Consider the following 12,499-nt stretch of genomic DNA (forward strand, 5'->3'; position numbering starts at 1 on the left):
GAAGCACCAGGAATCCTGCCGCCCAACCCTTGAGAGCAAGGGCTTGGGCGGCAGGAATGGATTCTGGCACTCATCAAGGGCCCAAGCGCCAGGCCATCACGGAGCCGCAGGCCGCCAGCCGGCGCTGGCGGGAGATCGCGGTCGCTCTCAAGGTTCAGTCCCAGACCCAGCACCGGGCGTGGAGGGATCTCGCCCCTCCTGCTTCAGCCGCGTAGCTCCCTGCGAAGCAACAGGGTGTGGCAGAAGGGGCCGGTTGTGGCGCCATCCCGGTCGCCAGTGCAGCGACCCGTTACGATTCCAGATCCTGTCTTGCGAGGTCGAGTGCCACTGCCAGTTGTATGCGCCCAACCCTACCAAGACCCATCTCGTATTGATTCAGTGGAATAGCCACCACCTTCGGCTGAATCTGAAGGTCCATTCGATCCAGCTCGACAGCCGCGATTGTGTTGTCGTTTACAAGAATCCGGAATAGCTCCTCGCCCTGCTCGGGCGTCCAGCTCAACACGTACGCAGTCGACATGTGCGGGAAGTGTGCCCGGAGCGCGGAGAGCAGACGGTGTTTGCCTGGATCCCGAAACAATGATTCGCGAGATCCCGACAGCTCTGTGCGGAAGTCTTCTTCTGTCTTGCTCCCTATGAGCTTCACTTGATCACTCCGGGTGTCACTGTCACCAAGTTACCGAACTTGTCCGTGAGGACCGTCATCGTCGAGGTTGGCTGCAATCCCTTGAACTTGTCCACCCCTATCGGGCGGTCGAAGGTCAGTTCGCGCACATAGCGAACGCCATCGGCGCTTTGGAGCTCGCGCAGGACTGGAGCACTCACCACATCTTCGCTTTGAAGGAGTTCTCGAAGTTCTTCCTGTGAGATCGTGAACTGCGAGGCGTTCTTGGCAGGATTGAAGTGGCGATCGACAACATGGCTCCAGCCAACGCCCTCCGCCACGCTCCCCATTCGCAGGTTGATTCTCGATAGAACACGACTAGGAACGCCGGACAGACCCTTGGCGGCGAACTTAAGTTCTCCAAGAATTGCCTTCCCATCTCCCAGGCTTGCCACAACAGCAACCATCGCAACAACGCCAACAGCGCCATTGAAACCAACGCCTCGGTAGTTACCGCCAGCGAAAGCACTTTGTGCATCGGAGAAGGCAGTCCACATACTGAAGACAGGGACCTGGGTATCAATCGCCCCCGCTCCCGCTCCAGCCAACCCCCAATTCGAGTATCCTGCCCTGGCACCATCGGAGACCGACAGAAACGTCTCACTGCTCATCTGGAGCAATGGGTAGGCCCCCCACATCATCCGGCTTGAAAGCGACCGGTTCGCCTCATGCTCCAAGGCAGCATTCGCCATGCTGGAGATCGCGTGGCCCGCGCCGTCACTCACGTCCTCCGTCTTCTGTACGGCGCCATTCACATCTGAAACACCGGTGAATGTCTCAACAATTGTATTGATTGCGCGAACAGCAACATCCGCCACCCAACTGGCGATAGCCACCACTGGGCGGGTCAGATCCAGTCCCGCTCCGCTTTGCCCACCGCACCCGTAGCATCCGTTGATGCCTTCGGCGGTGAAGCCAGACGGGTCCGTCATGGACAAGGGGTTGTTGAAGACGTAACTGTACCGGTTGTACCCCTGGCTGGAGAACGGGGCAGTCACGAACGGATCCACTGACAGGAAGCGGCCGGCGCGCGGGTCGTAGAGCCGGCCTCCCATGTTCACCAGCGAGGATTCCGCGTCATCTTCATGTCCCGTGAAGCCCGTGCGGATGGAGTTCGTCGTCGCCAGCACCCGCTGCGTCGGATTGGCAGGGTTCGCCTGCGCACCAAAGGGCTGGTACTTCCGCCGCTGGACCACGGCTCCCGCCTGGTTCGAGACGGTCTCGATGGAGCCCAGGTGGTCACCGTGGAGATAGAGGGTCTCGACGTTGTAACCACCGCTTCCCGCCGTCCACTGAACCTGGGCCACCGGCCCGCTCGCACCGGGAATCTGGAAGACGTGCGAGACGACTCCCGCCATCTGCCGCTTCTCGTAGAGCCCTGACACGTAGAGCGTAGAGTCGCCGTTGTTGCGCAGCTTCAAGACCCGCTTCTGGAAAGCGTCGTACTTGAAGTCCAGCCGTCCAGCCTGCGCCGACTCCAGGACCTTGGGCAGGCTGAACGACGTGTACGTCACCTGGCGGTAGTCCCCGTTGGGCGCCGCCCAGGAGAGCTGATTGCCGGCGGAGTCATACCCGAACACCTCTCCACCCAGCCCGGTCAGCGCATTGGGCCCCGCCCCTGCTTCGCCATACCGGTAGTCCTGCTGCTCGGTGAACGCGTCCGCCCCTTGCTGGCTCACGGTGCGCAGCAACAGATTGCCGATGTCGTCGTAGCTGAAGCTCGTCGTCGAGGTGTTGCAGGCCGTCTTGACGTTCCACGCCGTCAACCGGTTCAGCGCGTCGTAGGAGAAGCTTTCGTGCACGTTGACCAGCAGGTCATTCCGGAGTTGGAGATTCCCCGCCGTATTCCACACATAGGCGATCCGCTGGAGCGTTCCCTGGCCGCCCTGTGACTCAATGAAGCGGAGCTGCCCCTGTCTGTCGTAACGGCTCAGGGATGAAACTCCGTTGCCGTAAAGCTCCCGGGTCAATTGCCCGGCGGCGTTGCTCTCCAGGGCGCTCCAGTAGAGCTGACCCGTCACCGTGTTGCGGATTCCGCTGAACCGCCCGTTGTAGCTGTTGTACTCCAGCGTCATCCCCAGACGCAGTTGGGAGTCGACCTGCGGGTAGATGAGCGCAGCCATGCGGCCGTAGGCGTCGTAGCCCCGGTCGACCCGGTACGAGCTGGCGCCCCCATCCACGCTCGTGGTCTCCCACAGGGAGCGGCCCAGGGCGTCGTAGCCGTACGTCAGCACCACGTCCGTCGGGCTCGATGTAGCGGAAGGACCTGACCTGGCCCAGGCCAGGGCCCCCATGCCGTTGGGAGCGGTGTCCCATTCGAAGCGCGTGACCCCCTCCGGCGTCTGCACCGACACGGGCCGCCCCAGGAAGTCACGAGCGAAGGTGGTGACGTTCCCCAGGGAATCCGCCTGCTCACGGACATCGCCCAGGGCGTCGTAGCGGGTCTCGGACGCACCTGCCTCCGGCGTCACGAGCTGCGTGCGGCGCCCGAGGACGTCGTAGTTCATCGTGGTGAGGTTGCCCTTGGCATCCTCCACGAAATCCACCACCCCAAAGGGGCCGTAGCTCAGCCGCGTGCTGACGGCACTCTGGGGGTTGCCCACCGTCTTAAAGTCCTGGCTCTCCACCACCTGGCCCCGGGCATTCACCAGGAGCCGCCGCTCCGACCAGCCACTCCGCTGCCGGACGTTGCGCCCTTCGTAGGTGCGCACCTCCTTGATGGTTCCGCCGGCCTCCACCTGGGACAGCCGCCCCGCCTTGTCATAGTTGATGACAGTGAAGGCGGGCGTCTCCCGGTCGGAATAGGGGAAGGACTGTTTCCACAGGCGCCCCAACGCGTCGTACTCCCGGGTCGCATGGCTCCAGCTCCCGTCCGAAGCTCGCTCGCGCTCCTCGACCAAGCGATCGAAGCCATCCAGGAGACTGATGTGTTCCCCGCCGCCGTCCTGCTTCACTGTGATGGTCGTCCGCGACTGCTCCTTTCCGTAGCTCACGGTCGTGTTCGCCGCGGATGCGACCGTCTGGCTTCCCACCCGGTACGGAGCGCTCTGCCTTCGCAGACGGCCCAATCCGTCGTAGCGCCATTCTTCGCGCACGCCGTTGGCGTCCTCCTGGATGGCCAGCAACCCCAGCCCTGGGTGATACAGCCGATCCGTGCGATGTGACGCGGTCGAGACGTCTTCGCCCAGGAAGGTCTGGTCCACGACCGGAAAGATGCGCTCCACCGGGTCGTACTCGCGAACCGAGAACGATTTGACGATGCCCTGACGCGCCCGCTGCGTCTGGGAGGTCACCTGCCCTGTCGTATCCCGGCTCACTGTCGTCGCCAGCCAGACGTCGGCGCCCGCTGGCCCCGTCGCATCCGGCTCGATCACGACCTTGTACAGCAGGTTGGACCACGGGCACTGCTCCGCCGCCTCCTCCTGGTAGTCGTACTGAGTGCAATAGCTGTAGCGCACGGTGCGCGAAGCAACCCCTCCCGAAGGGTGCCGCGCATCCGCCGCGATGCTGTCCGTCTCCGTCCTGGACATCGGCATGCCCAGCGTCCAGTTGGGCGTGTAGTTCGAGTAGCTCACCTCCACCTTGTGGCGGTGGGGGTTCATGTCCTGGGCGTCGTTCGCGATGAAGGTCTCTTCGCTCACAATGTTGCCGTAGGCATCACAATCCCGGTTCGTGACGACATCCCGGAACTGTCCCTGCTGGTTGTCGTATTCGCCCGAGAAACCGAGGGTCGGACACAGGAACTTCGTCCGGTTCTCGGGCGCGTTCCGCAGTTCCCATTTCCGGGTGGTCTGCCTCGAGAGGGTCACACTGGTGGACGCGGGAATCGAGGACGTCTCCAGGTATGGCAGGCGCGCCCAGGGATAGAGCGAGCCGGCCTGCTTGGCGTTGTCCATGTGCACCGTGGACGTCTGCAGGGTGTCCGAGTCAAAGGTGGTCCTGGAGGCGAACCCCAGCCACCCCTGGCCTCGAAGCGCATAGCGGCTGTCCTTGTAGCTGAACTGAGCGGAGCGGGTTCCTCCCCGGCCATTCGGGGCATACAGCATTCCGACCACCGGGAGCGCGGACGCGGCACAGTACTGGGGGTAGGTGCACGTCCCCGGCGTATAGAGCGCGGTGCTGACGCGGAAGTCCGTCAACGCCATGTAGATCACCGTCGTCCGGTTGCCATTGGAGTCCAGCACCGCCTTCATCAGGTCAGGCCGGCCGGCCTGGCGGCGGTAGATCTGAAGCGAGAACTCGTTGAGGTTCCCGGTGGGCTCGACCTGCACCAGGTCCGTCAGGCCATCACCGTCGATGTCCATCAGGCGTGACAGGCGATAGCCGTACCCCGTTCCCGGCTGCGACTGGGGATGGGCGGCACCACCGCTGCCCGTGGTGATTCCCGTAGGGATGGCATTCAGGGTCCGCGGCACGAAGCCACTGCCCGTCGACTCGAGGACCGTCACCTTCGAACGGCCCACGGCGTTCGGGTAGACCCCGTCCGTGAACGAGTCCATCAGCAGGAGGTCCTGCTTGCCGTCCATGTTGTAATCGATGATGCGAACGCCATTGTCGATGTAGCGCCCCTCATTGACCTGGATGGGGCTGGGCATCGCGCCCAACGGAATGTCGAGGTGCTCGGGCGGCAGGTAGCCCACGCCCGTGTTCAATGAGAGCAGGAGGTCGCGCGGCGTGCGCACGCCGCCGACCTTCGCCTCCTTCGCCATGCTCACGACGTCCTGGAGGCCATCGCCGTTGACGTCCAGGAACCACCGCTGCAGGTGGTGATAGGGGCCCTGGGGCCGCTGGATGTAGTCCCAGGGAAGGGCCGACAGGGTGGCGGTCGTCTGCGCCGGACACGACGTCCCTGCGGCCCCGCCGGCACACGGCGTCGGAGAGACTTCGACCGCAGAATAGAACTGCTCGAAGCCGTCCACCGTCGTGGTGGAGGCAGGCTGCCGCAACAACACATCGACGGCGCCATCTCCGTCCACGTCCGTCGCGTAGCCTGCGAGCGCCGAGGTCCGGGAGAAGTCCCCTCCGATGCGGGTGGGCGCCGAGAAGCTCAACCCGGCATGGGTCGTGGTGTTGAGGCGGTAGCTCCAGTTCGCGATGCTCGCGGAGGTGATCGGCTGGCGCGAGCGCAGCAGGTCCGGGCGACCATCACCGTCCAGATCCGCGACGTGCATGATGGGGGCCGGCACGTCCTGCACCGAGTCGTAGCAGAGGTCGTAGAGCTCCTCGCCGCTGTTCCACTGCGCTTCGAAGCCAGCGCCCGTGGAGCGGTAGAGCTGGTAGTGCCCGTCACACGGCGACGTGGGATGGCCGGAGTTCGTCCGGTTCAGACCGATGACGTCGGTCTTTCCATCCATGTCCAAGTCGACGGTGATCAGCTCATCCAGCGAGTCCCCCACCACCGCCCTGGGGAGGTTGTTGGCGGTCTGCGGAGGGCCGAAGCCCATCCCGGTGGAGAGCCGGTACCTCCAGACCGGAGGCAGGCGCACGCCGTTGCTCGTCACGCCCGTGTACCGGTAGAGGATGTCGTCCCGACCGTCGCCGTTGATGTCCAGCGTCTGGAGCGTCCAGTAGTCGAGGCCCAGGTAGTCCGCGCTCTGGAGGGGATCATTCGGGTAGACGACGCCGTTGGCCGCCACGTCCGTGATGCCCGTGTCGATCTTCTCGAAGGTCCGGTCGGGGTTCGGATCGAGGCCCTTCTCCCACTCGAACGTGAGCGGGCTGCGGCAGACGTCCTTGCCGTCGCACTCCTCGACGTAGGTCAGCAGGCTGCGTTTCGAGACGCTGTCGTTGCCGTAGGTGAAGACATACTCGCGAAGCTTTTCGATGACCGTGCCCTGGGAATCCACCGGGGCCGACATGGAGATCTTGAGCAGCCGCTGGGTGGACCTCAGCTTCAGGCCCGAGACGTATTGGACATCCGTGTCCGGCCGCGGCCCGTACTGAAAGGAGACGCGACGGAGCGGCTGGAGCTGGGGCACGGTGTTCACCGAGCCCGTGTATTCGATGGCGGAGGGGATCTGCTCGACGGCTCCGTCGGTCTCCGTGCGGGTGTAGAGCACGCGCATGAAGTTGCCGCTGCGGTCCTCGACCTTCGAGACGGACCACGAATACCGGACGCGAGGTGCCCCGGTGTACGTCGCGGAGACCCACGACGGGGGAACGGCCGAGACCAGCACCCGCGGGCCCTCCAACACAGAGCCCTCCGCGGCCCCGCCGTAACCGCCGTAGGTGAGGACCTGCCCGTCGCGGGTGCGGACCTCGAACTGCTTCGGGCCGTTCGCATCCGCGTCGGTGATTTTCACCTGCGAGAAGGTGTCGATCTCCGTGCGGTACGTCGCGCCGATGGCGCCCGCGGTTCCGGTGATGAGCACCAGCCGGGCCCCGTCCAAGCAGAGGTCATCCGCCGGGTTGAACTGGATGGGCAGCCGCTTCCCCGCCCCGTCCAGCGAGGGATTGCAGCGGGCGATGCGGGAGAAGCCGCTCACCGACCAGCCCATGCCCAGCAGGCCATTGCCGCCACGGCTGTTGTAGGACAGCGTCAGCGACGGCTGGACCCCCGCCCGCCCTGGAGGAACCCACAGGGGCAGGGCATAGGTCGCGGCACCATCCAGGGACACATCCAGACGGCCCACGGTCAGTCCCGTGGCGAGGCCATTCACGGTCTCCGTGGGCAGGACCGTCGACGCGGGCAGCGTCAGGCTCGTCGCCCCATTCAGTTGGGCTGACGCCTTCGACAGGGCGCGCGCGTCGTCCTGCGCCGACACGGGGCCGCAGCTTCCCAGCAACTGCACGACGTAGAGGGATAGGACCGACGTGGAGAGGAACTGCTTCAAGCGGCTTGGCGCTGCATTCCTGAACTGGGTGTCCATCACTTGTCCCCCTCCATCGAGCTGAAGCCGCCACCGTTCGTCTGGCAGATGCCGAACTTGCAGGTCGAACCCGAGCCACAGGTCCCGCAGCTCAGCACTCCGCCACAGCCCGTGGGGACGCTGCCGCACTCGCGATCACCGCAGGCCTCGTAGACCGGGTATGGCGTGCAGCCACACACGTTGGGCGTGCCGCCTCCTCCGCAACTCTGGCTCCCCGTGCAGCCGCTGCCGCAGGTGTAGATGCCTCCACATCCGTTGCTTACAGTGCCGCAGTTCTTCCCCGCGCAGGCCGTGGCCTGGGAGATGGGCGTGCAGCCACACACATTGGTGGTTCCGCCGCCGCCGCAGGTCTGCGGCGAGGTGCAGGTGCCACAGGCGTACGTACCACCGCAGCCATTGGGCACCGTTCCGCAGTTCTTTCCCGCACACGCAGTGACCAGGGGAGTGGGCGTGCAGCCACACACGTTGGCCATGCCACCGCCGCCACAGGTCTGGGGGCTGGTGCAGGCACTGGAACCGCAGGTGTGGAAGCCGCCGCAGCCATCCGCGACCGTTCCGCAGTTCTTCCCCGCGCAAGCGGTTTCCTTCGAAACGTAGGAACAGGTTGCGCAGACGTTGGCCACGCCTCCTCCTCCACAGACCTGTCCGCCCTGACAGGAGCCGCAATTCAGCGTTCCCCCGCACCCGTCCGAGACGCTTCCGCAGTTCTTCCCCAGCGACGCACAGGTCGCGGCGCAACAGGCGTTCGAGCTCAGCCCGCACACCTCTCCTTCCCAGCCCTGGGAGCCCTCGTCGATGCGGCCGTCGCAGTCGTCATCCAGGCCGTTGCAGGACTCCGGGGTGCTGGCATTCCCATCCCCGACGCCATCGCGGTCGTCATCGCAGTCGTTGCAGGGCAATTCCCGCGACGCCGTCGAGGGCTGACAGGGACCAAACGACCCGTCCATCCGGCAGGCCTGGCTTCCTCCGGCGCCACAGGTTCCACAAGCCTTTCGGCTGTCAGGCGCCAGGACACAGGTGGGACCCGCGGCGGTACAGGCCCTGACGCCCGAGCAACCATTGGGCATCGTACAGGGCGCTCCGGTGAGCCCCTCGTCCACCAGCCCGTCGCCGTCGTCATCACAGCCGTTGCAGAGCTCGTTCTGATAGGCCGAGCAGGACTGGGCGTCCACCGTGAAGTCCGTGCAGGTCTTGTAGCCCGTGCGTCCACAGACGTTGCAGGTCGTGTTCGCTACGCCCGTGGGAAAACACTCGCCCAGCCGTGTCCCTTCGCAATACGCGACGCCCTGGCAGGCCCCTTGTGAGCATGTATGGGGTGACGTGTCGCTTGCGCTGCATGGGGTAGCGGAAGCGGACGTCGCTCCAGCCAGGACGGCCATGAGGAACAACACGGACCACGCGCGTGCGGTTCTTGCGCACGCGCGGAACAACCCAGGCCACTGCATGAATACGCTCCCCTCTACAGCCCACGGGCTGGCACAGCCCTCAGAAGGGCTGCTCGACGCACTTCAAGTGCGTTCGTGAATCCACCTGGGGGAGCACTGACTTCAGGCGGACATGGTTCTAACGGCAACGGCAAAACTTATTGAGCATTTCGCTCAGGAAATCAAATCTCCCTGCCGTCTGCCCTGATGCTGAGGGGCGCGGTCATGCAGGCTGACACCCCAACGGGATGTCAGGGAATACCCTGCTCCAGACGCTGCGGATCGATTCCACCACCTGGGGCCCGTTCCCGGTGGCGATCTGCTCCCAGTAGGGAAAGTGCGCGAACACGGCCTCATGGTTCGCGGTCACCTCTCCGTGGAAGTCCATCCCGTTGTACCCGTGGATTCCCATCAGGGTCTGCAGCTGGGTCCGCGCATTCTGCCTGCGCAGGGAGAAGGACTCTGGAACCTTGCCCGTGAAGTGGGGACCGAAGTCCGCGGCGGTCATGCGGATCCGTCCCTGGATGTGATTGTTGAATGCATCCAGGGCCTCGGCCGGAACCCAGAGTTCCTGGTGCATCCGGGCGCCGACCTGATGGACCTCGAATGACGCGGAGTGGGCGTCCTCCACGTCGAATGCCATCACGTAGCCGGCGCCTTCGGGACTGGCGGCGTTCCAGTGCTGGCTGATCTGCCGGGCATACGGTTCGTTGAGCACCGGGTAGAAGATGGGCTGCTCCGGCAGACGCGGTGGGAAGCGCCGCATGCCCGACCGGTAGATCAACAGCAGCTCGGCAAGCCCGACGGGGCGATAGAGGCGCATGGCGGACCTCTCCTTCCTGGAGCGCTTCACGCGAAGAGCCCCCGGATGCTGACAGCAGCGTCCAGGGACCTTGGCTTCACGGCTTGAGCGTGGCTACTTCTTACACGGAGGCAGCGTGTGCCTCGCGTGGATGAGATCCTTGCGAGAAGGGCTCGGAGGCCTCCGTACGCTTACCGCTCGGCTCGTCTCACTGTGGTAGCTCTCCTGTGCGAGCTGCGCGTACAACTTGTGGAGCTTCGCCCGCAACAGCTCCTTTGAGGGCAGGAACGTCTGGTATTCGGCGACGAGAGTGGGCGCCGTCGTCCGCGCGAGCGCGTACTCGTCATCCTTCGTCGCGCAGAGGAGCAAGCCTATCGAGGGCCGCTCGTGGAGCTTCTCCACGTCGCGGTCAAGCGCCTCGACGTAGAACGAGAGCTGACCGAGATCGGCCGGCTTGAACTTGTCGACCTTCAACTCGAAGGCGACGAGGCATTGAATGTGAGTTTGTCTCACCGCTGGCGAGACTTTCTTCGTGGCGCGGGCCTCGCGGAGGACGGCGCCCGAACGGATCTGCCGTTCGAGTTCCCGCTTGGACCAGCGCTCCTTGAGGGCGGTGAGGATGTAGAACTCGCGGGGCTCGACGGGCTTGGCCTGGCTGAGGATGATGAGGTGGTGCGTCCACAGCAATTGTCTCACCAGCGGTGAGACTTTCCGGTTCGACCTGGGAACATGGGTTCCGGCGAACTTTGCAATCTCACAAGCGAAGCTGGCCAGTCGATTGCCCCTGGATGCTGACTGCAGCGTCCAGGGGCATTGGCCTCACGGCCTGAGCGCGGCTACTTCTTGCACGGCGACAGCGTGCGCTTCGCGTGGATGAGGTCCTCTTCCGTCGGGCTCCCGTACCGCACGGCCTTCGGCGCGGCCTTCAGCTTCTGGTAGTCGTACGCGTAGAGCACGCCCATCTCCCGGCTCAGGATGAAGCGCGGGCCGCTGAAGTCCCAGAGGCCTCCGAAGAGCTGTCCTCCCGGTTTGAGCGGCGTCAGCGCCGTGCTCTCCCGCCCCCGCACGAACAACATGGACAGGTCGTCCGTCGCCCAGTTGCACGGGTTGCTGCCGTTCTTGTGCAGATAGGACACCGTCAGGTCGAACGCGCCCTCGCCCTCGTCGCCCGTCACGCCGAAGTACTCCCACAGCCGCGCGCACTCCGGCGCCGCGCAGTCCTGCGGCGGGATGTGCTCCGCGTAGTCCGGCGGAATGCCGTCCGACTCCTTGCCAATCAGGCTCCGGTTGGGCCGCCGCAGCACGCACCCCGTGGGCTCGTCCTTCTGCCGCAGCGCGATGGGCGTGCCCGCGAGCCGGCCGGGAGGCAGCACCTCGCACTCCGTCGCCAGCTCCGCCATCAGGTACGTCTGGCGGTCCTCGTCCGTCCCCATCCGCACCGCCCAGTACGCGATGGGCGTGCCCTTGCAGGCCTTCGCCTTCTCCTTGCCGAAGACCCAGATGGGCGCCTTGTTGGTGTCCAGCGCGCCCAGCTTCTTCGCCTGCTCCATGGGCACCGGCTTCACCCCGGAGCGGCTGCGCGCCCCCGCCTGGAAGAACTTGTCCTTCGAGGACGGGATGATGGCCTGGTGCACCAGCCAGCCCAGCCGGTCGATGCCCACCTGCCCCATGGGCGTCATCGGCAGGAACTCCGGCTTCACCGGGCAGCCCCGGTCCATCTCCGGCAGGTCCACCACCACCGCCGAGCCGTCGTCCTCATCCACCTGCGCCCACGCGGCCCCAGGCCCCACCGTCAGCGCCAGCACCAGCGCGAACCCCGCGCGCTTCACTCCGTTCGTCATTCCGTCGGACCTCCACCCACGGTCATACCGCAAGCGGCTGCCCTCCGGCGCGCTCCCCAGGGGGCATTCAGCGCGGCTTTTTCGGAGCCGCCTTGCGCTTCACCGGCGGAGGCGGCGCCGGCGGCACCCCGGCATCCCGCGGCACGTCCGACACCGTCGCGTCGAGCGCCTCCTGCTTCGCGGCGTCCTGCTCCTTCGGCGGCGCCTCCACCTCCGTGCGGTCCTCCAGCGGCACGCGGCCCACGGCGCGGTCGAACAGCGCCCACAGCGCCTTGCGGTGGCCCTCGCGGTCCGTCTTCCCGGACAGCACCAGCCCCGCGCCGCTGTAGCGCACCGTCAGCCCCGGCGGCATGCCCGCCTCGAAGTCCTCCAGCTGCGCCTGGAGCTGCTCCACCGCGAACGTCAGCTCCAGCTCCTTCGCCAGGTACGCGTGCGTCTTGAGGAACGTGCGCAGCGCCAGCCGGCACGCGTTGTCATTCACCGTCGCCGTGAGGCCGCGCTCCGCGCCTTCCGTGGCCTTGAGGCCCGGGCAGGCCTTCCTGGCCGCCGCGAGCTGGGCCTCGGTGTTCTGCAGTTCGATGGGCCCCACCATCACCCGCCACACCGCGAAGCGGCCCTCCGCGTACAGGAGCACGCGGGCGATGCCGGCGGCGTGCGGCGTCAGGAGCAGCTCGCCGCTCTGGGACAGCGCCTCCGCCGTCACGACGTCGGGCGCGTCGGACTCCGCCCAGTCCACGGCGGTGAGCTTCTGGAAGGTCTCCTTGCCGGGCTCCAGCGTCAGGGCCTGGTCCACCGGCCAGGCCCGGGCCGCCGAGGGCGCCGCCAGCGCGCCCAGCAGTCCGCCAATGACGTACATCCGACGTCCCCGCATGGTGCCTCCCGCCAGGGTGGTATGCCCC

Annotated in this window: 7 protein-coding genes; all 7 read right to left on the bottom strand. The window is 65.7% G+C overall.

Translation table 11 applies throughout. The annotated features are described in order from the left end of the window. Positions 1-289: 289 nt before the first annotated feature. On the bottom strand, positions 290-646 hold the full coding sequence (locus tag JYJ93_RS36750; RefSeq protein ID WP_206799302.1) for a hypothetical protein: 357 nt from the start codon (positions 644-646) through the stop codon (positions 290-292). Beyond that, a complete protein-coding gene (locus JYJ93_RS36755; protein WP_206799303.1) occupies positions 643-7,533 on the bottom strand; it encodes an RHS repeat-associated core domain-containing protein in 6,891 nt (2,296 codons plus the stop codon). Before JYJ93_RS36755 ends, JYJ93_RS36750 begins: the two co-directional genes overlap by 4 nt. Continuing rightward, on the bottom strand, positions 7,533-7,937 hold the full coding sequence (locus tag JYJ93_RS36760; RefSeq protein WP_206799304.1) for a hypothetical protein: 405 nt from the start codon (positions 7,935-7,937) through the stop codon (positions 7,533-7,535). The genes JYJ93_RS36755 and JYJ93_RS36760 overlap by 1 nt, the downstream gene beginning before the upstream one ends. 1,243 nt (positions 7,938-9,180) lie before the next feature. Continuing rightward, positions 9,181-9,780, bottom strand: coding sequence for a hypothetical protein (locus tag JYJ93_RS36765; RefSeq protein ID WP_206799306.1), 600 nt, complete (start codon positions 9,778-9,780; stop codon positions 9,181-9,183). A 93-nt stretch (positions 9,781-9,873) separates the two neighbouring features. Further along, on the bottom strand, positions 9,874-10,560 hold the full coding sequence (locus JYJ93_RS36770) for a PDDEXK nuclease domain-containing protein (RefSeq protein ID WP_347402717.1): 687 nt from the start codon (positions 10,558-10,560) through the stop codon (positions 9,874-9,876). A gap of 35 nt (positions 10,561-10,595) precedes the next feature. Further along, positions 10,596-11,600: a hypothetical protein gene (locus tag JYJ93_RS36775; RefSeq protein ID WP_206799307.1), complete on the bottom strand. Its 1,005-nt coding sequence runs from the start codon at positions 11,598-11,600 to the stop codon at positions 10,596-10,598. A 67-nt stretch (positions 11,601-11,667) separates the two neighbouring features. Next, the gene (locus JYJ93_RS36780; protein ID WP_206799309.1) at positions 11,668-12,471 is read right to left on the bottom strand and encodes a hypothetical protein; all 804 of its coding nucleotides are present in this window, start codon (positions 12,469-12,471) and stop codon (positions 11,668-11,670) included. Positions 12,472-12,499 lie beyond the last annotated feature (28 nt).

The sequence above is a fragment of the Corallococcus sp. NCSPR001 genome (genome assembly GCF_017309135.1).
Taxonomy (GTDB): Bacteria; Myxococcota; Myxococcia; order Myxococcales; family Myxococcaceae; genus Corallococcus.